Here is a 26,211-nt window from a genome sequence, read left to right on the forward strand (position 1 = left end):
ATTTAGGAGGATTTAAAAATGAGTTATCGTACAAATGAATTGGGTTATCCAACAGATTTATTATCATCAAGAGCAGTTGTGGAAAGAGGCAATTTTGCTTTGATTCCACCAAAAGGATTAGTAAAAAATGTGTTACCGCATTTTGATAATTGTGAAATGACCATTCTATCAACACCAAAATTAGGTGCAGGTTTTGTTGATTATCTTTGCCGTGTTTTACCAAATGGTGGAAACACACATGGATTTGGTGGCAATGGCATTCAAACATTTATTTATTGTTTAGAAGGTGAATTAACTGTCACAATCGGTGAAGAAACTCACGAACTAACAACAGGTGGTTATGCTTACTGCCCACCAACTGAAACACTAAAATTTAAAAATAATTCAGATAAAGCAACTGAAACATTCCTTTATAAGAAAAGATATCAAGAAGCTGAAGGATTTGCTCCTTATAAAGTAATTGGTAATACAAATGACATGGAAGATCAAAACTATGAAGGCATGACGGATGTTGGTTTGAAAGATTTATTGCCAACAGATTTAAATTTTGATATGAATTTCCATATCTTAACATTCCATACAGGTGCATCTCACGGTTATATTGAAACTCATTACCAAGAACATGGAGCATTGCTTTTAAGTGGAGAAGGTATGTACAACTTAGATAATCACTGGATTCCAGTAAAAGAAGGCGACTATATTTTTATGGGAGCTTATAACTTACAAGCTTGTTATTCAGTAGGACGAAATGCGCCGTTAAGCTACTTGTATTCTAAAGACTGTAACAGAGACGTTGATTTATAAAAAGGTGTGAAAAAATGACTGAAGAAATAGTTTTATTAAAAGAAGCAGAGTTACAACAATTGATGCAAACTAAACTTGAAAAAGCAGGTTTGACATCAGAGCATGCGAAAGAAGTAGGAAAACATTTAACTTATGCAGATTTAAGAGGAGTTCATTCTCACGGTGCTGTAAGAGTTGAGTACTATGCTGAAAGAATCGCTAAGGGTGGAACAACGATTGAACCTAATTTTGAATTTGAAAAAACAGGTTCAAGTACAGGTGTTTTCCATGGAGATAATGCGATTGGTCATGTGGCTTGTCGTAAGGCTTTGGATTATGGAATTGATATGGCAAAAGAAACAGGTGTGGCAATTATTGGTGTTTCAAAAATGGGACATAGCGGTATGTTGTCATATTATGTTGATTTAGCAGCACAACAAGATTTAGTAGCCTTAGCAGTTTGCCAATCTGACCCAATGGCCGTTCCTTTTGGTGGAACAGAACCATATTATGGAACCAACCCAATTGCTTTTAGCGCACCAACTAATTCAGCTCGCCCAATCATTTTTGATATGGCAACAACTGTTCAAGCATGGGGCAAAATTCTAGATGCTAGAAGTAAAAATAATCCCATTCCTGATACGTGGGCTGTTGATGGTAACGGTGAAGCAACGACTGATCCTAATAAAGTTCAAGGATTATTGCCAATCTCAGGACCTAAAGGATATGGCTTAATGATGATGGTTGATATTTTATCTGGATCTCTACTAGGATTGCCTTTTGGTAAACATGTGAGTTCTATGTATGCTGATTTATCATCAGGTCGTAATTTAGGACAATTATTTATTTTAATTAATCCAGCTTACTTTACTGATTTAGATCAATTTAAAGAAAATCTTTCAACGATGATTGATGAATTACATGAGAGTAAACCAGCAACAGGTGTTGAACAAGTTTATTACCCTGGTGAATTATCAGAAATAAGATATCAAAAACATTTAGAAGAAGGTATACCTGTTGCAAAAAGTATTTACGATTACCTAATGAGTGATCAAGTTCATTTTAATAAATACGATCATTCAGATGCTTTTGCAGAAAAGTAAGAAGGAATAGGGGAGAAAAGAATGCTTCAAACAATAATTATGAAAAATAGTTATCAAGATTCAGTTGTCTTGATGCTTTTAACAAGTAAGCTAAATCAATTAGCAGAAGTTAATCGTGTATCAATTATGATGGGAACACCGTCTAATATCGATATTTTTAGAGCAAGTGGCTTTGATACTGAGGAATTGGACGAAGCTACAGCTAATGACATGGTAGTTATGTTAGATGTTGTTTCAGATGAAGATACTAAAAAAATTCTTAACATGATTGAAGAAGAATTAAGTCAAACAAGTAGTAGCGAAGGGGCAGTTGAAGAGAAAATTAATTCTTGGGACAAAGCTCTGAAAAAAGCACCTAATGCGAATGTGGCTTTAATTTCTATTCCTGGAGAATATGCAGCTCTTGAAATTGAACAAGCGATTGATAACGGATTACATGCTTTTGTTTTTAGTGATAATGTGCCAATTGAAGAAGAAGCTAGATTAAAACAAAAAGCTCATGAAAAAGGCTTACTTGTTATGGGGCCAGACTGTGGAACTGGAGTGATTCACGGCTTGCCACTAGCTTTTACTAATAATAATAGAAAAGGTCGTATCGGTGTTATCGGTGCATCAGGTACTGGTATTCAAGAAGTAACGACATTAATTCATCGTTATGGACAAGGTGTAACGAACGCCATTGGTACCGGAGGAAGAGATTTATCAACAGAAGTTGGAGCAACAACTATGATTGATACAATTGTGGCTTTAAATGAAGATCCTGATACAGAAGTGATTGTTGTTATCTCAAAACCACCTGCAAAAGAAATAGAAGAACGTGTTTTAAATGTCCTAAGAAAAGTTGAAAAACCAGTTGTCACACTTTTCTTAGGTTCAAAACCAACGTATCACGAAAAAGGGCTTTATCATGCTTATACGTTAGAAGAAACAGCTCAACTTGCAACAAAATTAATGAATGAAGAGCCTGTGATCTATACACCAGCTCCTGCTAAAGAAGTAGTTGCAAATCAAAAGAATTCTGGAATTAAAGGCTATTATTCAGGTGGAACACTCGCTTATGAAGCCGCATTTGTTTTATCAGATGCGTTAGGTTTAGCTAAAGAAAAATCACCAGAAGGATTTACTTTAAAATCAGGAGAACATGAAGTGATTGACCTTGGGGATGATATGTATACAAAAGGTAAACCTCATCCAATGATTGATCCAGAAATTAGAATTGAAAAAATTAAATCGGTCGTTGATCAAGAAGAAACAGCTGTTGTAATTTTTGATGTGGTTCTTGGTTACGGGGCTCATGAAGATATGGCAAGTGCTTTAAAACCAGCTATTGAAGAAACCATTCAAAAAACAAAAGAAGCAGGCCGAGAAGTAAGCTTCATCTCAGTTGTTGTTGGAACTGACGAAGATAAGCAAAACATGAGTAACCAAATTAAGATTTTAGAAGAAATTGGTGTGACTGTTTGCGAAAATAATGTTCAAGCACTTCAAACAGCTTTGGCTGTTGTTGGAAAAAAAGTGAACTTTGAAACAAAAGAAGTAAAAGAAAAAGAAGTAAGTCCTTTAGAAGAGTTACCTCAAACTTCAGAAAAAATTCAACGTTTGATTGGAGAAAAATCATCTATTATTAATGTTGGCTTACAAAGTTTTACTGAGTCTATTATTGATAATGGTGGAGAAGTTACTCATTTTGAGTGGCGACCTTCAGCAGGTGGAAATGTTAAACTACAAAAAATTCTATATTTCTTAAATCAATTTGAATTTTAAAACAAGGAGAAGATTTAATTATGTTTAAAACAATCGAAGAAGCAAATCAAGCAGTGATTGATAAAGTCATTCAATCTGCTCCCTTTTTACTAGATGTTGTACCAGCTAAATCAGTTATTCCCGCTTTAAACGAAAAAATGTTACTTCATGCAGGTCCTCCAATGACTTGGGATGATATGACTGATCCAATGCAAGGATCGTGTGTTGGAGCTGTTCTTTTTGAAGAGTGGGCAAGTACAGAAGAGGAAGCTAGAAAGATGTTAGCTTCAGGTGAGATTGAATTTTCACCGTGTCACCATCATCAAGCAGTAGGTCCTATGGGTGGTATTACTTCAGCAAATATGCCAGTTTTTGTTGTTGAAAATAAAACAGAAGGAAATACAGCTTACTGTACGATGAATGAAGGGATTGGAGCAGTTCTACGATTTGGTGCCTACTCAGATGAAGTTGTTAATCGTTTGAGATGGATGCGTGATACATTGGGTCCTGTTTTAAGTAAAGCCCTTCAAGAAATGGAAGAAGGCTTAAACATTAATGTGTTAGTAGCTAAAGCTATTGCTATGGGAGATGAATTCCATCAACGTAATATCGCTGCTTCCCTTGCGTTTTACAAAGAAGTTGGTCCAATCATTACAACATTACCCATTTCAGAAAAAGAAAAACAAGAAGTCTCTCAATTTTTAGCTGATACAGATCAATTCTTCTTAAACGTTATGATGGCAGCGTCTAAGGCAGTTATGGACGGAGCAAGAACAGTTGAAGAAGGAACAATTGTAACGGCAATGTGTCGAAACGGTAAAGACTTTGGTATTCGTATTAGTGGTATGGGTGACGAGTGGTTCACAGGACCTGTTAATACACCACAAGGACTTTACTTTGCAGGGTACAGTGGCGAAGATGCTAATACAGATATTGGTGACTCAGCTATTACTGAAACATTTGGTGTTGGTGGTATGGCAATGATTGCAGCTCCAGCAGTAACTCGTTTTGTTGGGACAGGTGGCTTTTACGAAGCTTTAAATACATCTAATGAGATGTCAGAAATCTGTATGAGTCAAAACCCAAATTTCCCAGTACCAACTTGGGATTTTAGAGGAATTTGTTTAGGCATAGATGCTCGTCTTGTTGTTGAAAAAGGTATTACACCAGTCATTAACACAGGGATTGCTCATAAAAAAGCAGGAATTGGTCAAATTGGAGCAGGTACTGTTAATCCGCCAATTTCATGTTTCGAAAAAGCCATTGAAGCATATGCAAATAAATTAGGTATGAAATAAGAAACGCCAATGATAGAGGGGGCTTTGGGTCACCCTCTATTATTTTCAAAAAAAAAGAATAAAAGAGGTTAAGAAATGAAAAAACGTGTCGTTTTAGCTCTTGGAGGCAATGCTATTTTACAGCCAGGGCAAGTCGGAAGTTATGAAAATCAAAAAGCTAATATCGAGGCTAGTGCAGATAGCATTACTGAAATCATTAAAAGAGGGCATGAATTAGTTATTGTTCATGGAAATGGACCTCAAGTAGGGCAAATTTTAAGACAAAATGAGTTAGCTAAAGAAGAAATACCTGTTCAACCGTTACCAATTTGTAGTTCAGAGTCGCAAGGATTTATTGGTTATATGTTACAGGAATCTTTAAAAAATAGATTACCAGAAAAAAATGTGGCAACAGTTCTAACAATGACAGAAGTTGATTTAAAGGATGAAGCCTTTAAACAACCAACAAAACCAATTGGATCATTTTATACTGAAGAAGAAAGTAAACAATTAGAAGTAGAAAAAGGATGGGTAATGGGAGAAGATGCAGGACGTGGTTACCGCCGATTAGTTCCTTCACCAAAACCGAAAACAATCGTTGAAGTAGATGTTATACGAACAATGCTTGAAAATAAAATTATCGTTGTTTCAACTGGTGGTGGAGGTATTCCCGTTGCCAAAAATGAATCAGGGCAATTAGAAGGTGTTGCAGCAGTTATTGATAAAGATTCATCTGCTTTGAAACTTTCAGAAGAAGTTGATTCAGATGTTTTAATGATTTTAACAGATGTTCCAAATGTTTATATCAATTATGGAAAACCTAATCAAGAAAAATTGGAAACAATTAGCATTGAAAAAGCAGAAGAATACTATAACGAAGGCCATTTCTCAGACGGCAGTGTGGGGCCTAAAATGGCAGCTTGTATTGACTTTGCTAAGCAAGGAAAGACAGCTATCATTTGTTCTTTAGATGAAGCAGCAGATGCATTAGAAGGAAAAGCTGGAACAAGAGTTGTAGGATAAACCTATTATTTAATCAGAAAGAAAGATTGTGATTATCAAGTCACAATCCTTCTTTTTTATTGTTCTAACCACTTAATCACTTCTTTGTAGCAAGAAATAGCAGCTTCTCTTATAGGGTCTGCATCAAAGTCATGGGGTAAATCTTTAACAAAAAAACTGGTAGTATTTGATGCTTGGTTGACTAATTCTTGGTTAATCTGGAAAGGAATATCTTGATCATGTTCACTTGCCGCAACAAAAATTGGAGGTAATTTTTGTAAATCTTCAGTTGTTAAACTGAAATCGTTTATCTCATTTTTTCTTCCGAGTAATTCTTTAACCCAAGTACCAGACTGTCTAAAAGAAAGGTAGATAGGAAAGCGCTCTTCAATGAGAGCTTCCTTAATTGGTTGCTTTCTTTTTAGATGGTGAACTGTCATAAATGGAACTATCGGTACTTTTTTATAATAATCACTGGCTTGATGTAGCAAAGGTTCATTCAAAGAATAATACCCGTAAAATGAAATAATTTTCTTTGGTTTTATTAAAGAATTACAATTGGCTAATTGAAGAGCAAGAAAGGCTCCAGCAGAACGGCCAAAGTAAATAAAATCTTGTTGAAAATTCTCTGAAACATAGTGTATACCTTCTTTTAAACATTCTAGTACAACATCAAGTTTTACTTCAGGAATAAGAGGATAGTCAAGTGTGATGACTGAATACCCATTATCCAAAAATATTTCTAGGTGTTCTTGAGGTAAATCATCTCGATTACCATATATTAAACCACCACCGTGAAAATAAACGATGAGAGGTTGTGTTGAGGAAGTTTCTTTTGCTGAGTAGTAAGTTCCCCATAATTCTAAGTTATTAAAAGTTGTGTAGCAAAATTCTTTTTTCATTAGTCATCACTTTCTATTTTTTTCAGATAGATATAAAGCAAGTCTTAAATTCAAGCTATTTTCAGGTGTATTAATAGTGGTTTTTAAGATATCTTGAATGTTATCTATTCGATATTTAACGGTATTTCGATGGACAAATAAATCATTAGCTGTCTTAGTTACTTCGCACTGATTATCTAAAAATATTTTTAATGTTTTTCGTAATTCAATTAAATTAGTATCAGTTGGGTAGGCTAATTCTTTTAAGATATTTTGGCAAAAATAGCTAATTTCATCATTTCCCATTGTTTCAAGTAAATTTAATAGTCCTTTTTGTTGATAAAATGTCACAAACTCGTCTGTTGATGAAGACATAAAATTATCATAAGCAATTTTAGCTTCGATAAATGAAGAGGATAAGTCATCAATTTTTTGACATTCTTGACCACAATAAAAGCGTAAATCAATAGGTAAAGTTTGTTTCAACTCATTAATTAAAATCATTAGTTTTTCTTTAATAAACTCATTAGAGTAGTTACCTTGTAAAATAATGACCGGACGATTTGTATTTTTTTCAATAAAAATAATAGAATGGCTGAACAAGTCTTCAATTTTTAAATTTAACCATTGATAGGCAAGTTCCATTTGTTCGTCATATTGTTTTCTATTTTTTGAATCTCCCTTGATTGAAGCAAAAATAATTCGATACTCAGGTGCGTACTGAATCCCAAAGTTTTTTCCAAATAAATAAAGTTCATCCGTATTATTAGGATGATTACTTTGCTTACCGATAAAATTAGTAAAGTAATCACTTTTAATTTGTTTTTTGGATTCTTCAATTTTTTCGTTTTTAAGTAAGACGTAACTCAAAACAAGGAGTGCTTGTTCTATCGCGAACTCTGAAACTGGATAAGGAATCTGCTCTGGTTTTAATATAATTAAAAAATAGGGATAGAAAAGATTACTTTTAATTGGATAAACTGCTGCTTGTAGTTTATTCTTATTCCGGTCTTCAATGATTTTAACGGTACTCTGATTACGGTCAGAAAAGCTGTTTAAATCAATTAACTGAGACGTAATAAATTGGGTTGGTAAATGATTTGTAAAAAAGTCTTGAGACTGTGCGATAACATGTTTAAAAGGATTAACCATGATAATCGGTACCTCAACAATTTTACTAAATTCCAAAATAATTTTAACAATCGTCGCATCATTAATAAGAAGATTAGAAAATTGCTTTTGAATATCTAGAGCATAGGTAAGTTCCTCTGTTTGAATATGACGGATATAATTAGTTAGTTTATGCAAAAGCCCACCTAAAGGTTTTGTTTTGGGTATCGAAAAGATAGGGAAATGTCTTTGATTAGCATAATCGATGATTTCTTGGTCTACGTCATCCAGAAATCGGCCCAGTTTGATTCCTAAACCAGCACAGTTAATGGTAATTAAAGTATCAATCAATTGTCTAAGTTCAGATTGGTTGTATTGATAATACATGGCAGTTGTCAAAAGAACACTATTTTCAGGCATGTAAAGAGCAATGTCTGGTGTTTCAGAAATTTCAATATTTTTAATATCAATTTCTTTATGTTTTCCATCAGTGAAGAAGGTTAAATCAGAAAATCTTGGAACCTCTAATAAATCGATTAATAGTGTCATGTATATCTCCTCTTTTCTTATCTCTATTATAGTACAAAAAACTTTATTTTTTTACTTTCATACTTGTTTGTTATGAACAAAAAAATATCATAATAGGTCATTTTGCACAATGAATTAAATGTGTAATACGAGGATAATAAAAGAAAGAGAAAAAAAGGAGAGTAAAGAAATGAGTAGAAAAATACGAATACCTGCTAGAACCATTATGACACCAGGACCAGTTGAAGTTTATCCTTCCGTTTTAAGAGTAATGGGTACTCCTATTTTAGGGCAATTCGATCCGATGTTTTTAAAGGTGATGGATGAAGTCAAAGAGATGATAAAAGTTCCATTTCAGACAAAGAATGAAGAAGCTTTTGCGATTGACGGAACTAGTCGTTCGGGCTTAGAAGCAGCCTTGATAGCTTTAATTGAACCAGGTGATAAAGTATTAATCCCTGCTTATGGGAGATTTGCTTATCTATTAGGTGAAATAGCAGAAAGAGCCAAGGCGGATGTTATTTATATTGAAAAAGAATGGGATAGTGTGTTTGAACCTAAAGTTGTGATCGATGCTATAAAAAAACATCAACCTAAAATTATTGCAATGGTTCATGGGGAGACTGCTAATGGTCAAATGCAACCATTGAAAGAAATCGGTGAGTTTTGTAGAGAGAACGACCTCTTTTTTGTTGTCGATACAGTCGCAACTTACGGTGGAGCTGAAATCAAAGTAGACGAATGGCAAATTGACGTAGCAATTGCTGGAAGTCAAAAATGTGTCAGTGTTCCAGCAGGTTTATCTTTAATTACTTATAATGAACGGGTGAAAAAAGTTTTAGCAAGTCGTTATCAGAAGGAATTAGGGTTAAGTAAAGATATTCGAAATAAGAGACACATTTCAAGTAATTATTTAGATTTGTCTCAATTGGAACGTTACTGGAATCAAGAAAGAATTAACCATCATACAGAGGCAACTAGTATGATTTATGCGCTTCATGAAGGATTAAGTCTTTTACTTGATGAAGGTATAGAAAATAGTTATCAACGTCATAAAATTAATGATCAAGCTATTGTTGCTGGTATCAAGAGCATGGGGCTTGAACTGTATGGTGATATGACAACTAAAATGCCAACAGTAACTCCTATTTTGATACCAGAAGGAATTGATGGAGAAAGTGTTCGAAGCATGCTTTTAGAAGAATTTGGTATTGAAATAGCGTCTTCTTTTGGTCCCCTGCAAAACAAAGTATGGCGTATTGGTAACATGGGATATAGTAGCCGAAAAGAAAATGTGCTTCATGTTTTAGGAGCACTAGAGGCTGTTCTTATTTTCCACGGTGCAAATGTTTCTCCAGGAAAAGCAGTACAAGAAGCACTCAATGTCTATTTAACATCAAAATAATAAAATGAGAAAACAAATGTTGTTAAAGCGTTTGTTTTTTCTTTGTCTAAAATAAGTGTCAATTTAAGAAATAATGGGTATTAACTAATAAAACAATGATTTTATGTAGCTTTTTTCAGAAGATTTGGTACAATGTAAGGGGTATCATTTTAAAATAAGGGGAGTTGGTTTATGGTATGGTAAACCGGTTTACGAGCATTAAAGGTTTCTAAAATAAGATTGGAGGAATTAAATTGAAGAGTAATAAGTGGTTAAAAAGATTAAATGTTTCAATGTTAACGTTTTTACTTTTAGGAACAGTTACGCCTACAGCATCAGTAATGGCTGAAACGTTGTCAGACAAATCAGATGACCTTGAAACAACAGAAGTGTCAGAAGAATCTTCAAAAACTGAAAAAGAGGAAGCTAAAGAAGTCGAAATCAGTGAAACAAAGAAAGACGCTGATGGTAAAGACAAAAAGAATGAATCTGATGAAAAAGAAGTAAAAAAAGATGCTGACAAAGAAAAAGAGTCAACTGACAAGAAAACATTAACAATTTTAGGAACATCTGATGTTCACGGAAACGTATGGGATTGGTCATATGAAGATGACAAGGAAGCTGATTTAGGCTTTGCTAAAATCGCGACACTTGTTAAACAACAAAGAAAAGACAACCCAAATAATATTTTAGTCGATGCTGGTGATAACTTACAAGGAACTCTTTTAACAGATGATTTGTATAGTTCTAAACCAGAATTACAAAATGAAGATCATCCAGTTATTACAGCAATGAATACAATTGGTTATGATGCAATGGCATTAGGTAACCATGAATTTAACTTTGGAACCGGTTTAATTAAACGTGTTGAAAAACAAGCTGAATTCCCATTGCTATCTGCTAATACTTATCTTAAAGGAACAGATGAAAATTTTGTTGGATCAACTTATGTTAAAGATGTTGATGGATTAAAAGTAGCAGTTATCGGTATGACAATTCCTCATGTTCCAATGTGGGATGGAGATAAAGTTAAAGATTTAGAGTTTAAACCATTAAACACTGAAGCAAAAAAACAAGTTAAAATTTTAGAAGAAACTGAAAAACCTGACGTAATTGTTGCTTCAATCCATGCTGGTCTTGACAATAGTGATCCAGGTGCAGCAGCACGTAATGTGATTAAAGAAGTTCCTGAAATTGATGCTTTCGTTTTAGGTCATGATCACCGTGAATACGCTGAAAAAATTAACGATAACGAAGGAACTCCAAAACCAGCAGCAGCCGTTAAGGATACTGGCTCTGGTATGGTGAAAATTGATTTAGACTTAGAAAAAGAAAATGGTAAGTGGAAAGTAACAGAATCTCATCCGGAAACACTTTCAGTTAAAGGTGTTAAAGGTGACGAAGAAGTTAAAGAAGCAACAAAAGAAGCTCACAATAAAACTGTTGAGCATGTGAACGAAGTAATTGGTGAAGCTAAAGATAACTTCTTACCAGAAGAACGTGTTCCTGGTATTCCAGAAGCACAATTACAACCAACTGCAATGATTTCATTAATTAATAATGTTCAAATGAAAGTAACAGGAGCTGATCTTGGTTCAGCGGCTCTATTCAAATTTGACAGTAAACTAGACAAAGGCCCAATCAAATTCTCAGATGTGTTTAGTATTTACAAATATCCTAATACATTAGTAGCAACTGAAATGACTGGTGCTCAACTTAAAAAATATTTGGAAAAACAAGGTGGCTATTACCAACAATATGAAGAAGGCGATGTAACAATTGGCTTCAATTCAAAAGTTAGAGTTTACAATTATGACATGATTTCAGGTGTGAAATATAAATTTGATATTTCTAAACCAGCAGGTCAACGATTGAAAGATTTAACTTTCAAAGGTAAAGAAGTAAAAGATGACCAAGTATTCAAAATTGCGATGAATAATTACCGTTTTGAAGGAATGGCAAAAGATGGTTTAGTTAATCCAAAACCTTACTTTGAATCAGATCCAGCAACATTACGCGGTTACATCGTTGATTACATTAAAGACAAAAAAGTAATCGACCCTAAAGAAGAAATTGAAAATAACTTTGAAATTATTGGTGCTGATTTAGACCATCCAGCTCGTGAGTATATCCTTGAGCAAAGTAAAAAAGGGACTGAAGGCTTCAAAATTGAAGCATCAGCTGATGGACGTACACCAAACGTTAAAAAATTAAATGCTAATAAATTGCATGCTGCAGGATTAATTCCTGATGAATACATGAAGGGTGCAGACAATGTTAAAATTATGCACACTAATGATATGCATGGACGTATGGAATATAAAGAAGATAAATACAGCCCTTCAATTGGTTTAGGCCGTGTTAAAACATTTAAAAATAACCAAAAACCTGACCTTTTAGTAGATGCTGGAGATGCTATGCAAGGATTACCAATCTCTAACTACTCTAAAGGTATGGACATGGTTAAAGCGATGAACGCTGTAGGTTATGATGCTATGACTTTAGGTAACCATGAGTTTGACTTTGGTTTAGATACAGCATTGAAATATAAAGAAGAATTAAACTTCCCAATTGTTTCAGCTAATGTTTATTACAAAGGAAAAGATGAAAGACCATTTGATCCTTACGTAATTAAAAATAAAAAAGTTAATGGCGAAGATAAAAAATTCGCATTAATTGGATTAACAACACCTGAAACAAGTGTTAAAACACATCCAAATAATGTAATCAAAATTGACTTTAAAAAACCAGCTCCAGTAGCCGTAGACACAATTAAAGAAATTAAGAAAACAGAAAAAATTGATTACTTTGTATTCATGACTCACTTGGGACTTGATGAAACAACAGTGAAAGATGAAACAAGTACTTACTTAGCTGAACAATTAGCTAAATACTACCCTGAAGATAAAATCTTTATTGCTGATGGACATTCTCATACACCATTAAAAGATGGTATTAAAGATAAGAATGTATTAATTGGACAAACAGGCGAACATTTAAATAATGTTGGTATGATGACAGGTGATTATACAAAAGAAAAACCTGAAGTAAAAGCTGTTTTACATCCATTCAGTGAATTAAAAGATTTAACACCAGATGCAGAAGTTGAAGCAATTGTTGCAACAGCTAAAGCTAACTTTGATAAAGAAATGTCAGCAGTTGTTTTAGAAGACAATAAAATCATGCTAAATGGTGAAAGAGAAAACGTTCGTACGCGTGAAACAAACTTAGGTAACTTAATTGGAGATTCATTAATTGCTTACGGTAAACAAGGATTTAAAGATCCATCTGATTTTGCCATCATGAATGGTGGAGGTATTCGTACTTCAATCAAACCTGGTAAAGTAACTAAAGGTGATATCGTTGGTATTATGCCATTTGGTAACACAGTTTCTCAAATTAAAGTAACTGGTAATGAAATTTATGCCATGTTTGAACATTCATTACGTTCAATTCACGTAAAAGATGACAATGGTAATGTTGTTCTTGATGAAAACGGCGTTCCTGCTTTAGGAGCAAACGGTGGATTCTTACAAGTATCTGATTCTATTAAAGTAACATATGACTCAAACTTACAAGGAGCAGAACCAGAAAATGGTGTTGCTGGTAAACGTGTGACTCGTATTGAAGTTAAAGATAAATCAGGTAAATTTGTAGAGGTACCAAGAAAAGATAATGTTACTTACAACATGGTAACAAACGACTTCTTAGCAGCAGGTGGCGATGGCTATACAATGCTTAAAGGTAAACCTGTTGAGCAAGGTCCATCAATGGATGAAGTCTTCATGGCATACTTAACTAAATTATCTGCTAAAGAATTGGAAAGCTACTCTAAAGAAATACCTTATAGCCGTATTATTGGTAAGAGCTCAATTCCACAAGGACCAGCTATTAAAGATGGACGTTATGTTCAAGTCGTTAAGAAAAACTATAGCTTATGGTCTAACTTTAATTGGAAGAAGAGAAATACTTCTAATAATGTGTTAAACGAAATCTTTACATCTAAATATAAATATAACCATGAAAATGGTGCAACTTACCTTTCTTTATATGATTCAAAAGGTAAATGGCAAGGTTATATCAATGAAAATGCAACAAAAGTAGCTACAAACTTACAAGGTGACTACATTAAGTATGGTAAATATGTAACAATTAACCGTACTGGTTACAACACTTGGTCTAACTTTGATTGGAAAGAACGTAATAAGACTGATAACTTATTAGGTAACACTTACCAAGCAAGAGGTAAATACAAACATGCGAATGGTGCTACTTACTTATCATTATATGATAACAAAGGTAAATGGCATGGTTACGTGAACAAAAATGCAGTGAAAGTTGGAAATGGTCAACAAGGTGCTTATATTTCTGATGGTCGTTATGTAACAATCACTAAAGACAATTACAACATCTGGTCTAACTTTAACTGGAAAAAACGTACAGCAACTAAAAAAGTGTTTAACGAAACTTACCAAGCTAAAGGACGTTACAAACATTTTAACGGCTCAACTTACTACTCACTTTATAATGATAAAGGAGAATGGAAAGGTTATATCAATGCTAACGCTGTAAAAGTTGGCGATGGTAGACAAGGAGCTTACATTAGTTACGGTAAAAAAGTTAAAATTAATAAAAAAGGCTACAACACATGGTCAAGTTTCAGTTGGAAAAAACGTAATACAACTGATGATTTAATGGGTAAAACATTTACTGCTAGAGGTAAATACAACCATATGAACGGTGCAACTTATTATTCATTATATGATAATGACGGTAAATGGCACGGCTATATCAACAAAAATGCAGTAAAATAAGTAAACAAAAAAGCAACGAATTTTATTTCGTTGCTTTTTTTTGCTTCTTAATCGTTAAGATAGTTAGAGGTAATGTTAAAATGCTATAGCCTAACACACTAAATATAATAACTTTTAACCAAAAATTATTAATGGTTAAATAATTAATTAAAATAAGAGGAATTAAAACAGAGAAAATATAAAAAATAAATAATTGAAAAAAACGTTTAAATGTCATAATACACTTCCTTTTAGATGTTATTAAAACATATAGGAACAAATAAAGCGATTGATGAAACTTAACATTTAAAATAAATTACCGATTATTATAAAAGAAGTATCTTTATAAGAAGGGGTGGTAAAGTGTTATGTATTAAAAGCGAAAAAAATGAACTTATTTTAAATTTTTACAGTGATTTATCAAAACAACATGCCAATTTTTTAAAAATTTTTATTAAAGATAGATTGGATATATTTAATAATATAGATATCGATTCAATTAATGAATTAGCTAAAGAGGAAGCTGCTTATCTTACAATAAGTAATACTTGTCACAGAGAGTGTGAAAATTTACTTGTTGTTAGCGACTACCCAACGCGCAACGAAATTTTAGATGTTTTGGAAAAAGTAAAAACTGTTTTAAAATTAAACTAACCTATTTTTAGCCGAATAGATTAATTAATTATACTCAATTAAAAACGAATTATTGAATTTTTTTAAATAATATGTAAATAAAGTGATGACATACTATAACAAGTCAGGTACAATAGATATGAATAGTCAAACATTTAGAGTTTGTTCTTTTTATGTACTCTCTAAACGTGAAGAAAAGGTTGGCCGAAAGGTACAACCTTTTTTTTATTATTTTTTTGATAGTTGAACTCTAATTGACTTTAGTTCTCAATTGAATATGGTATAATAAATGAATCATTCATATCTCGAAAGAGGTTATTTAAAAATTTAAAAGGAGTTTTTTGATGAAAGGATTAAAAGTTCAAGAATTAATATCATCAGGGGTTTATGCCACTGTTTATTTTTTTGTAGTAGCAATCGCAACTTTCTTATTAAGATTTACCATCCCAACATTTAATACATTATTCATACCAGGGTTATCTGCACTTTTTTCTGGAGTGGTTTATCTAATCGTCATTAATCGAGTACCTAAGTTTGGAGCTATCACAATTGTTGGCTCTGTCATGGCTATCTTTTTCTTAGTATTTGGTTATTTTCCTTTGGCATTCTTACCAAGTATTGTATTTCCTTTGATAGCCGATTGGATTCAAAATAAAACTAATTTGCAAGAAAAGCTAAAAACTTATTTAAGTTATGTTGTATTTAGTTTTGGTTTAACTGGACCAATCTTGCCTTTATGGTTTATGAAGGAAGCCTACGTTGCTTCTTTATTAAACCGTGGTAAAGATATGACTTATGTTAATAGTGTCTTTGCCCCGATTACAACAGCGTCCTTTTTTATATCAATGGGAGCAACTTTAGTATTAAGTATTTTAGGTTTAACAATTGGTCAAAAAATCTATCAAAAGCATTTTTCAAAAGAAGCGCGTAAAGGAATAAAATAATGGAAAAGAAATACTTAAAATTTGATCCTAGGAGTAAACTAGCAATTGTTATTTTTGCTAGTTTTCTTTTGATGTTTCGTGTAGATTGGTTTGTCGAAGTAACTTTTATCTTTCTAATGTTTATTTTACTATGGTTAAATGGTGGTTTTAAAAAAGGCCTTATACTCACTAGTCTTTACTTGATTATTACAGTTATTGATTTGAAATTTTTTCAAGAGATAAAGGGCCCATTAACAGCTTTATTTTCATTTTTATTAGTAGCGAACCGTTTATTAATACCTCCTGTTATGGCTGCGACACTAGCTTCTAATAATACAAAAATGAGCGAATGGATTGCGGCTATGAAGAAGTTAAGATTACCAAAAGTTATTATTGTGCCATTTTCAGTGGTCTGTCGTTTTTTCCCTGTATTAATTCAAGATTTTAAGCAAATTAGAAATGCGATGAAATTTAGAGGTATCGGAATTAATTCGTCTGACTTAATTAAACATCCGCTTTTAACGTTAGAATGTATTATTGTTCCCATACTTGTTTCAGTAGAAACAACTTCTTTAGATTTATCCGCAGCTTCACTTGTAAGAGGTTTAGGTAGCGAAGATAGTGGTACAAGTATTTATGAAGTTAAATTTCAAGTACAGGATTATATTGTTTTTCTAGTATTAATCATCTTTTTTTGTTGGGAGGTATTCTTTTAATGATATCTATTAGTCAAGGTAGTTTAACTTATGGTGATAAAGAAATTCTATCAGATATAAATTTAGAGATACAAAGAGGTGAATGTGTTGTTGTTTGTGGTGAAAGTGGTAGTGGAAAATCATCTTTAATTAGAGTACTGAATGGACTGGTTCCAGAACTATATGAGGGAGAAGTCGGTGGTGAATTTAAATCATTGACACATAAATTACCAACTGAACAGTTTAATGATTACGTAAAAGAAATTGGAGTTGTTTTTCAAAACCCGAAAACACAATTCTTTATGAACGATGTTTATTCAGAATTAGCTTTTGTGATGGAAAACTATGGTTATTCTAGAGAAGAGATGATAGAAAGAATCGAAGCTATTTCAAAAACGTTTAGCTTATCACATTTTTGGAATCGAAAAATGACTGAACTATCTGGTGGAGAAAAACAGCGAGTGGCGTTTGCTTCTGCTTGTATGATTTCTCACGAATTGTTTTTACTTGATGAGCCTTCTAGTAATTTAGATGAAAAGAATATTGATATTTTGACAGACTATTTAATTTGGTTAAAAAACAAGCAACAAACAATTGTTATTGCTGAACATCGATTATATTATTTATTGCCAATTGTTGATCGATTCATCTTAATGAAAAACGGTAGAATTATAGGTAACTATACAAAACAGGAGCTTCTTTCTTATTCAGATCAAGAATTATCTGGGTTAGGTTTAAGAACATTGAGAAAACCGTTTATTGAGTTGACTAAAAAATTGGATACTCTTGATGATTCAGTGAATCAATTAATTTGTGAAAACTTAGTATATGCTTACCAAAAAGGAAAAGCGATTATCGAAATGGATGAAGTTTTGGTTCAATCAAATTGTGTCACCGGATTAATTGGAGAAAATGGAGTGGGTAAAACAACTCTTTCTCATTTATTAACCGGATTATTGAAACCGACGGCTGGAAGTATTTTTTATAACGGTAAAAAGCAATCTAGAAAAGATTTAATTAAAAAAAGCTTTTTAGTGATGCAAGACGTTAATTTCCAATTGTTTTTTGAGACGGTCGAAAAGGAGATCACAGCAAAAGCGAAACGATTAGATTTATTTGAGACGGTTGTTGAGACCCTGCAATTAAATTCACTCTTAGACCGTCATCCGCAAACATTATCAGGTGGAGAAAAGCAAAGAGTTGCTATTGCAAGTGCTGTCCTCTCAGGAAAAGAAATAATTATTTTAGATGAGCCAACTAGTGGATTAGATTTAGTACACATGACAGAAGTGAGTCAGATGATAAAAAAAATAAGAGAATTTAATATTATTTTACTCATTATTTCTCATGACAAGGAGTTTATTAATTCTACTTGTCAAAAAATAATAAAATTAGATAATAAAAATACTGATTAAAAAAATATTTTTATAGAATCTAAATATGTTAAAATAATGTTAGTAATGATAAAGCTAATGAAAAGGAGGACATGAATGGGACTAGGATTAATATGGTTTATTATTGGGGTTTTAATGCCTTTGATATGTTTTTCATATTGGATGTATTTTCGCCCAACAAGTCTTTGGACAGGATTCTTCTTCATTATGTTAGCTGGTTTTCTGTATATAACACTTATTATTCAATTAGAACGAGTTAGTAGCCAATTAGCGATTGCTGTCGCTATGCCAGGAGTTATCTTTTTAGCAATTGTTGGCATTTTTGGCTTATTTACAGGAGTAGTAGCTTTATTTTGGAACGAGAGGGTACTTTTAAAAAGAGAGGGATTTTCATTAAGTAATTTACTTCCCTTACTTGTTGCACTGGGCTTAATTGCTTTTCAGGTAATGGTTGTTGTCTTAGCATATTATGGACATAATCCTTATGTAATTGCTTTTTCAATGTTTATTAGCATGTGCTTTTCTTATGTGATATCTGTTTTCTTTTTCTACCTGATAACATCCTTTTTATACAATGTATTTCCAACATTTGGAAAAGTCGATTACATCATTGTTTTAGGAGCGGGTTTAATCGATGGAGAAAGAGTTACACCCTTATTAGCGAGTCGAATTGATGTTGCGGTGAAATTGTTTAATAAACAAAAAAATAAAAAAAATCATGAACCAACCATTATTTTATCAGGTGGGCAAGGACCTGATGAAAAAATATCAGAAGCTCAAGCAATGATGAATTATATAGTAGATAAAAATTATCAACTTGGCTCTGTATATTTAGAAGAAAAATCAAAAAATACAAAAGAGAACCTTCAATTATCAGAAGCAATTGCCTATCAAAAAGATAATATTAAAAATTTCAATCGTAAAAATATTGTTATAGCTTCTAACAATTACCATATTTTACGTGCAGGTAAATTAGCTTACCAATCAGGCATTTTTGCTAGAGGAATTGGAGCTAAAACTAAATTTTACTATTTACCAACTGCTTTTATTAGAGAATATATCGGATACCTCGCTTTAACGAAAAAAAGACATTTAATTATTTTTGGCTGTATCTTCTTTATTTCTCTTTTAATGTTAGCTCTACAACTTTTTGTTTCTTAAAAAGACTAAACTCATTTTTCTTGATGAGTCTAGTCTTTTTTTAGGTTAGTATGATTCAATCGGATAAATTAACACATCAAGTTATTTTTAATCAGAAAAAGTTCTTAATATTTTCTGAGTTTTAAAAGAAAACTACCAAAAGGAAGTAAATATTTGATATAGTAAGATTATTAAAAAAATTATTGTTATGTTAGAAAGGATTTAATGAATGAAGAAGTTTAGTTTATATGTTGTAAGTTTTGTAATGACACTAATGGTGGGTGCTACTATCTTATCTCAAGAAGTATTAGCAGAAGAAAAAGCACAGCCATCTATGATGGATTTGATAAAAGAAGCTAATTATCAAGTTATTGAATCAGATAAACCTAAATCAGCTATTTTAATTGATGCGAACACAGGAAAATTTCTGTGGGGTGAAAATGAAGATTCTCCACATAACCCAGCAAGCATAATGAAATTAATGTCTATTTACCTTGTTTATGAAGCGATGGAAAAAGGTAAATTTAATATGGATACAATGGTAGAAGCAACAGAAAGACATCAACAAATAGCAAATATTTATGAAATTAGTAATAATAAAATCGTGGCAGGTGTGTCTTATCCTGTTAAAGAGCTTATCCCAATGGCTCTTGTTCCGTCTTCAAACGTAGCAACAATGATGTTAGCTGAACAAGTTGAACCAGATGCGGTTAAATTTTTACAAATGATGAACGATAAAGCAAAAGAGTTAGGTATGTCTAATACTAAAATTGTTAATGCTACAGGTGCTGAAATCTCATCTTTCCAAGGGTTGTATGCTAAAGAAGGAATTGATACAAGTAGTTTGGATATAAATGGTTCAAACGAAACCACAGCAAAAGATTTTTCTATTTTTACGTATAATCTAATCAAGAATTTCCCTCAAATTTTAGAATATACAAGTAAACCAACTGTGACTGTCATGGAAGGAACACCAAATGAAGAAAAATTTGAAACTTATAATTACTCCATTCCTTCACCAGATAAAGTTTATGATGATGTGGACGGAGATTATGGTTTTGAAGGTGTAGATGGTTTAAAAACTGGTTCTAGCCCATCTGGCGCCTTTAATTTAGATGTAACAGCTAAACGTGGTGATTTACGCCTAATCGCAATTGTATTTGGTGTGGGTGATTGGAGTGACCAAACAGGAGAGTATAAACGTCATCCGTTTGCTAATGCTATTTTAAACTATGGATTCAATCATTTTGAATACAAAGAACTTGTTAAAAAAGGAAAGCAAATAATTGATGAAAAAGAAATTGATGTTTTAGAAAATCTTTCTGATGTTGTCAAAAAAGACGAAACACCTAAAGTTCTCATCAATGAAAACAAAACGATTACGCTAGATAACCCATTAAAACCGGTATCTGAAAAAATCAAACCAGTTGAGACTAAATATGAAACAGTCGAAAAAGATATCGCAACGGATGTTGTTGACACGACAAAAAAACATACTAAAAATTTAATTGATACGCTAAAAAACACAGTTGATTTATCTAACCCAATTATTAAGGCAGCTGTTATTGTGTTTGGTTCAATTTTATTGTTATTATTGATTTTGATTATTCTTTTAATTAGATCTAATAGAAGAAGAAAAAAAGCTCGTCAAAGACAAGAAAGAAGAAGTAGTAGAGTGAATCAACCTGAAGAATAATAAATATTAGGAGGCATTTATATGAATACTATCTCAAGTAATTATCAACTAAGTAATGGGCAAATGATACCTGTCGTTGGATTTGGTACTTGGCAAGCTCCTGACGGAAATGTAGCTGAAAAAGCTGTTCTTGATGCTTTAGAAGCTGGTTACAGACATATTGATACAGCAGCTATCTATAAAAACGAAGCTAGTGTTGGCCGTGCCATTAAGAAAAGTGGTATCAAAAGAGAAGAACTCTTTTTAACAACCAAGTTGTGGAATGATAGTCATTCGTATGAAAAAGCGACTAAGGCAATAGATGATTCTTTAAAACGTTTAGATGTTGATTATGTAGACTTGTATTTAATTCATTGGCCAAACCCTGTAGATATTCGAGGAGAATATAGTAAATGGAATGCTGAGAGTTGGCAAGCGATGGAAGAAGCGGTAGAAGCAGGGAAAATTAAATCGATAGGAGTTTCTAATTTTCATCCTCATCATTTAGAAGAACTGTTAAAAACGGCTAGGATAAAACCAGTAGTAAACCAAATTTTCTTAAATCCAAGTGACCATCAGGCAAAAATTGTTGAATTTTGTCAAAAACAAGATATCTTGTTAGAAGCATATAGTCCTCTTGGAACAGGCGAAATTCTTGGTTTAAATGAATTAAATGATATAGCGAAACGTTATAACAAAACAAGTGCACAAGTTGTTTTGAGATGGTCGTTACAAAAAGGATTTTTACCATTACCAAAATCAGTAACACCTAAGAGAATTAAAGAAAATCTAGCTATCTTTGATTTTGAATTATCTAAAGAGGATATGGCTCTATTAGCTCAACTAGAAGGTAAAGCAGGATTTGCAAAAGACCCTGATAATGTAGACTTTTAAATAAAGAAAACGATACTTGAAAAAAAGTATCGTTTTTTGTTTTATTATAGTTGAAAGTAATCATTATTTACTATAGTATTTAGTATTGATAGATAGAGAGGTGACAGGATGAAAAACTTCATAAAAATTATTTCGAATCGAGCTATTATTATTGGTTTACTAATATTACTTCAATTAGGTTTATTGTTTGCTATTATTGTTAGATTTGAAGAGTATTTTGTTTATTTTTATACGATTTACATCATGGTTTCAGCGGCAGTTATCATCAAAATTGTCAATAATCGGAGTAACCCGGCTTATAAGATTGCCTGGATTATTCCAATTATGTTAATTCCGATTTTTGGAACGGTGATTTATCTTGTATTTGGACGTATTCGATTTACTAAAGAAGAAAAACAAAAAATGTCTTTAATTCAAGAAAAAGAAAAAGAGGCAAATCTCAAAACAGTTTGTAGTGTCACCATAGATGATGGGAATGAGGATGCCAAAATCCAATCTAATTATCTGAGTCAATACGGTGAAGGAGCTCTTTTCAAACATACTTCTAGTCAGTATTTTCCATTAGGAGAACAAGCTTTTAAAGCAATGCTTGAAGAGTTAGAAAAAGCTGAAAAATATATCTTCATGGAGTATTTCATCGTTGAAGAAGGAAAAATGTGGGATGCAATTTTAGAAATACTTGAAAGAAAAGCTAAAGAAGGTTTGGATGTTCGCTTTATTTATGATGATTTCGGTTGTTTAACCACATTACCACATCATTATTACCGAAAACTTGAGAATATGGGGATAAAATCATGTGTCTTCAATCCGTTTATTCCAGTCTTATCTCCAGTTTTTAATAACCGAAATCACCGTAAAATTACAGTGATTGATGGAAAAGTTGCTTTTACAGGTGGTATAAATTTAGCAGATGAATATATCAATGAAGTGGAACGTTTTGGTCATTGGAAAGATAATTCCATCATGGTAAAAGGAGAGGCAGCCTGGGGATTTACCTTGCTATTTCTTTCATTATGGGAATTTATTTATAAAAATGATGATAATATTGCAGACTTCTATCCGGATTTTGAAGAGGATCACTTAGTAGATAGTGAAGGTTATTATCAGCCTTACGTAGATTCACCCTTTGATGCTGAAACGGTGGGAATTAATGTTTATTTAAACTTAATTAATCGTGCTAAAAAGTATGTTTATATAACAACACCTTACTTAATTATTGATAATCTTTTAATGGAAGCCCTGTGTACAGCGGCAAAAGGTGGAGTAGATGTTCGAATTATTGTTCCTCATAAACCTGATAAATGGTATGTCCATGCAGTGACAAAATCAAATTATTCTCAACTAATTGAAGCGGGTGTAAAAATCTATGAGTATACTCCTGGTTTTATTCATTCTAAAACTTTTGTTGTAGATGATTTGTATGCGACTGTCGGAACAATAAATCTAGATTACCGCAGTTTATTTTTACATTTTGAATGTGGTGTTTGGATGTACAAAACAACCTCAGTTATGGAAGTTTATGAGGATCATATTCAAACAGAAGCAATGAGTCAATTGGTTACACTTGAAGAAGCAAGAAGTATCAGTTGGTTAAGAAAAGTTGGTCGTGCTACGTTAGCAGTCTTTTCGCCGTTGCTATAAGAGGTAAAAAAGTTTTCATCTAAATAGTAGAGAGGCTGACAATTAGTCAACCTCTTTTTTTGAAGATAAAATTGATAAAAAAAATAAAGAAATATGATATGATACTTGGTAAAGATAAGTAAGAAAAGAGTGGAAATATGGTAGCAATTTATCTAGATCATGCAGCAACTACACCTATGCATGAAGATGTCATTAAAGAAATGACTCGTATAATGTCAGATGTTTATGGAAATCCGTCTAGTATTCACCAATTTGGCCGAAAAGCAGACTTTGAATTAGAAAATGCTAGAGAAAATATTGCTAAGGCAATTAACGCTAACCCGACTGAAATTATTTTTAATAGTGGGGGAACAGAAGGTGATAATACTGCTTTAATTCAAACGGCAATTGACCGTAAAGAAAATGGTCAACATATTATTACAACAAATATTGAACATAGTGCGGTTTCACATTCCTTAGAGTATCTAGCAGATTTAGGATTTGAAATTACTTATTTACCAGTAAATGAAAATGGTTCGATTAGTGTTGAACAAGTAGAGGCAGCATTGAGAGACGATACTATTTTAGTCACAACTATGTATGGAAATAATGAGGTAGGAACTATTCTTCCCATCAAAGAAATTGGTGAGTTACTAAAAGATCATCAAGCTTTATTTCATACTGACGCAGTTCAAGCTTTTGGCACTGAAAAAATTGATGTGAAAGAACTTAATGTTGATTATTTGAGTATCTCAGGACATAAGATCAATGGTCCCAAGGGAGTCGGCTTTTTGTATATTAAAAAAGGTGCTCCAGTTCCTGTCATGTTGCACGGTGGTGAACAAGAAGAGAAAAAAAGAGCAGGTACTGAAAATCTGTCTGGAATTGTTGGATTAAGTAAAGCGATAGAAATCCTAACAGATGAACAAAAACAAGCTAACAGAAAAAAATATGAAGGATTTAAAGAAATTATTTTTTCTACCTTAGATAAAAATCAAATTGATTATGAATTTAATGGGGACAAGAACAATCATCTGGCCCATATACTGAACATTTGGTTTAAAGGAATTCCTAGTAATATCTTACTTTCAAAACTTGATTTATTAGGATTTGCTATCTCAACTGGTTCAGCTTGTAGTGCAGGTAATGTTGCACCATCTCCAGTGATTCAAATGATGAAAAAAGAGCATCCAAATGCTGCAGTTGAATCAATTCGAATCAGTTTTGGCTATGGTTTGAAAGAATCCGATATTGAACTTTTTTCTGAAAAGTTAGTTGAAACAATTAAATCATTTGATTTATAATCTCATAGCTTTTTTACTCATTTTTGTTTATAATTAATGTTATAAACAAACACTTTTGAGGAGGAGAACAATGTCTTTTTTAGATAAAGCAACAGTTGACGGTTCAAAAACATTTTATAAGGTTAAAGAAACAGCCAGACCTTACGCATTCAAAGATTATGGCTTTAAGGAAACAGCTTCTGGAAACTTCCAATTGGTAAGACCATTAGATACTAACCCACAAAATAAACAAAGCCCTAAATTAAAAATGACGGTCGCAAAAGATTTGAAAACATTAAAAATGTCAATCACAACACCTAATGGTATGAAGAGTATGAATATCTTTAGTGGTGATAACCATAAAGAAAAACAAGATCAGTTTAACTACATTATGGCTGATATGATTCATTACGGCTGTTTAGAAGAAGTTAAATAATAGTTATTATAAATAAGGGGGTTTATCTCATATTTTATGAGGTGAATCGCCTTATTTTTTTGTTATATTCTACATATAACCTAAAATTAATGATAAAATAAATTAGTAGATAATAATTATTATTATCTATTTAAATAAAGATAGGAGGAATAACATTGCGAGTAAGTATTTTTACAAGTTGTGTCGTTGATTTAATGTTTCCAAATGTCGGAATAGCCATGGTAGAAGTTCTAGAAAGATTGGGGTGTACTGTCGAGTTACCCGATAAACAAATCTGTTGTGGTCAGCCAACCTTTAACAGTGGTTATGAAGAAAAAAGTTATGCGACATTAAAAAATCAAATTGATGCATTTGAAGGAGCAGAGTATGTTGTTGGAGGAGCAGGTTCTTGTGTTGGGATGTTACGAGAATATCCAGAATTGTTAAAAAATGATCCAATATACGGGCCAAAAGCAATAGAATTAGCGAGTAAAACCTACGAATTTAGTCAATTTATTTACCGAGTATTAGGAATTAAGGATGTAGGAGCTTGCTTGGAAGCTAAAGCGACTTATCACCGTTCTTGTCATATGACACGTATTTTAGGAGAAAGAGAAGCGCCATTTGTTTTGTTAGATCATGTGGAAGGATTAGAGATGATTCCCTTAGATCATATAGAAAACTGTTGTGGATTTGGTGGTACTTTTTCTGTTAAAATGCCCGCTATATCAGAGGAAATGGTGACGGAAAAAATGAATGATGTTCTTAATACTGGTGCTGAGATTTTAATAAGTGCAGATATGGGTTGCTTAATGAATATTGGTGGTAAATTTAATAGAGAAGAACATCCAATTAAAATTATGCATATTGCAGAAGTATTGAATACTAATGTGAACATTACAAGAATAGAACAATCAATTAGTGAACAAGTGTAA

The 26,211-nt window shown here is 32.5% G+C and carries 21 protein-coding genes; 18 read left to right on the top strand and 3 right to left on the bottom strand.

Translation table 11 applies throughout. The annotated features are described in order from the left end of the window. The first annotated feature begins 18 nt into the window (after positions 1 to 18). The 5 genes from allE (at position 19) to arcC (ending at position 5,929) form a co-directional block, all read left to right on the top strand. Positions 19 to 804, top strand: coding sequence for a (S)-ureidoglycine aminohydrolase (allE, locus tag H9L18_RS06535; RefSeq protein WP_126791682.1), 786 nt, complete (start codon positions 19 to 21; stop codon positions 802 to 804). 14 nt (positions 805 to 818) lie between these two features. Continuing rightward, positions 819 to 1,886, top strand: coding sequence for an ureidoglycolate dehydrogenase (gene allD, locus H9L18_RS06540; protein WP_126791680.1), 1,068 nt, complete (start codon positions 819 to 821; stop codon positions 1,884 to 1,886). A 21-nt stretch (positions 1,887 to 1,907) separates the two neighbouring features. Next, positions 1,908 to 3,650, top strand: a complete 1,743-nt coding sequence (gene fdrA, locus H9L18_RS06545) for an acyl-CoA synthetase FdrA (RefSeq protein WP_126791678.1) — start codon at positions 1,908 to 1,910, stop codon at positions 3,648 to 3,650. Positions 3,651 to 3,670: 20 nt separating this feature from the next. After that, a complete protein-coding gene (locus H9L18_RS06550; protein WP_126791675.1) occupies positions 3,671 to 4,927 on the top strand; it encodes a YlbE family protein in 1,257 nt (418 codons plus the stop codon). A 75-nt stretch (positions 4,928 to 5,002) separates the two neighbouring features. Continuing rightward, positions 5,003 to 5,929: a carbamate kinase gene (gene arcC, locus H9L18_RS06555; RefSeq protein WP_126791673.1), complete on the top strand. Its 927-nt coding sequence runs from the start codon at positions 5,003 to 5,005 to the stop codon at positions 5,927 to 5,929. A 56-nt stretch (positions 5,930 to 5,985) separates the two neighbouring features. Here the strand turns inward: arcC and H9L18_RS06560 are convergent, their stop codons facing one another. After that, entirely contained in the window at positions 5,986 to 6,810 is an 825-nt protein-coding gene (locus H9L18_RS06560) for an alpha/beta hydrolase (RefSeq protein ID WP_126791671.1), read from the bottom strand. 6 nt (positions 6,811 to 6,816) lie between these two features. Further along, complete coding sequence (locus H9L18_RS06565; protein ID WP_126791669.1) at positions 6,817 to 8,448, bottom strand: PucR family transcriptional regulator; 1,632 nt, start codon at positions 8,446 to 8,448, stop codon at positions 6,817 to 6,819. Positions 8,449 to 8,617: 169 nt separating this feature from the next. On the opposite strand from H9L18_RS06565, the gene H9L18_RS06570 reads away from it, so the two are divergent. Together H9L18_RS06570 and H9L18_RS06575 are read left to right on the top strand one after the other, a co-directional pair. Further along, positions 8,618 to 9,832, top strand: a complete 1,215-nt coding sequence (locus tag H9L18_RS06570) for a pyridoxal-phosphate-dependent aminotransferase family protein (RefSeq protein WP_126791667.1) — start codon at positions 8,618 to 8,620, stop codon at positions 9,830 to 9,832. Positions 9,833 to 10,065: 233 nt separating this feature from the next. Next, positions 10,066 to 14,625: a 5'-nucleotidase C-terminal domain-containing protein gene (locus H9L18_RS06575; protein WP_126791665.1), complete on the top strand. Its 4,560-nt coding sequence runs from the start codon at positions 10,066 to 10,068 to the stop codon at positions 14,623 to 14,625. Positions 14,626 to 14,647: 22 nt separating this feature from the next. On the opposite strand, the gene H9L18_RS06580 is transcribed toward H9L18_RS06575, so the two are convergent. After that, complete coding sequence (locus H9L18_RS06580; protein ID WP_126791662.1) at positions 14,648 to 14,842, bottom strand: hypothetical protein; 195 nt, start codon at positions 14,840 to 14,842, stop codon at positions 14,648 to 14,650. A gap of 125 nt (positions 14,843 to 14,967) precedes the next feature. Between H9L18_RS06580 and H9L18_RS06585 the strand changes: the two genes are divergently transcribed. The 11 genes from H9L18_RS06585 (at position 14,968) to H9L18_RS06635 (ending at position 26,211) form a co-directional block, all read left to right on the top strand. Next, complete coding sequence (locus H9L18_RS06585) at positions 14,968 to 15,258, top strand: hypothetical protein (RefSeq protein WP_126791660.1); 291 nt, start codon at positions 14,968 to 14,970, stop codon at positions 15,256 to 15,258. A gap of 323 nt (positions 15,259 to 15,581) precedes the next feature. Then, positions 15,582 to 16,181: an MptD family putative ECF transporter S component gene (locus H9L18_RS06590; protein WP_126791658.1), complete on the top strand. Its 600-nt coding sequence runs from the start codon at positions 15,582 to 15,584 to the stop codon at positions 16,179 to 16,181. Next, positions 16,181 to 16,876 (top strand): energy-coupling factor transporter transmembrane component T family protein, encoded by a 696-nt coding sequence (locus H9L18_RS06595; RefSeq protein WP_126791656.1) that lies wholly within the window; start codon positions 16,181 to 16,183, stop codon positions 16,874 to 16,876. The genes H9L18_RS06590 and H9L18_RS06595 overlap by 1 nt, the downstream gene beginning before the upstream one ends. After that, positions 16,876 to 18,270 (top strand): ABC transporter ATP-binding protein, encoded by a 1,395-nt coding sequence (locus H9L18_RS06600; protein ID WP_126791654.1) that lies wholly within the window; start codon positions 16,876 to 16,878, stop codon positions 18,268 to 18,270. The genes H9L18_RS06595 and H9L18_RS06600 overlap by 1 nt, the downstream gene beginning before the upstream one ends. 75 nt (positions 18,271 to 18,345) lie before the next feature. Further along, positions 18,346 to 19,410 (top strand): YdcF family protein, encoded by a 1,065-nt coding sequence (locus H9L18_RS06605; RefSeq protein ID WP_126791652.1) that lies wholly within the window; start codon positions 18,346 to 18,348, stop codon positions 19,408 to 19,410. A gap of 208 nt (positions 19,411 to 19,618) precedes the next feature. Beyond that, complete coding sequence (locus H9L18_RS06610; protein ID WP_126791650.1) at positions 19,619 to 21,085, top strand: serine hydrolase; 1,467 nt, start codon at positions 19,619 to 19,621, stop codon at positions 21,083 to 21,085. A 21-nt stretch (positions 21,086 to 21,106) separates the two neighbouring features. Continuing rightward, the gene (locus H9L18_RS06615; protein ID WP_126791648.1) at positions 21,107 to 21,958 is read left to right on the top strand and encodes an aldo/keto reductase; all 852 of its coding nucleotides are present in this window, start codon (positions 21,107 to 21,109) and stop codon (positions 21,956 to 21,958) included. Positions 21,959 to 22,066: 108 nt separating this feature from the next. Then, positions 22,067 to 23,599 carry a cardiolipin synthase gene (gene cls / locus H9L18_RS06620; RefSeq protein ID WP_126791646.1) on the top strand — a complete coding sequence of 511 codons (1,533 nt, stop codon included), beginning with the start codon at positions 22,067 to 22,069 and terminating at the stop codon, positions 23,597 to 23,599. Between the two features lie 137 nt (positions 23,600 to 23,736). Continuing rightward, entirely contained in the window at positions 23,737 to 24,882 is a 1,146-nt protein-coding gene (locus H9L18_RS06625) for a cysteine desulfurase family protein (RefSeq protein WP_126791644.1), read from the top strand. 70 nt (positions 24,883 to 24,952) lie between these two features. After that, entirely contained in the window at positions 24,953 to 25,297 is a 345-nt protein-coding gene (locus tag H9L18_RS06630) for a cysteine desulfurase (RefSeq protein WP_126791642.1), read from the top strand. Positions 25,298 to 25,452: 155 nt separating this feature from the next. Then, positions 25,453 to 26,211 carry a (Fe-S)-binding protein gene (locus H9L18_RS06635; protein ID WP_126791640.1) on the top strand — a complete coding sequence of 253 codons (759 nt, stop codon included), beginning with the start codon at positions 25,453 to 25,455 and terminating at the stop codon, positions 26,209 to 26,211.

This window comes from Vagococcus carniphilus, from assembly GCF_014397115.1.
GTDB classification, from domain to species: Bacteria; Bacillota; Bacilli; order Lactobacillales; family Vagococcaceae; genus Vagococcus; species Vagococcus carniphilus.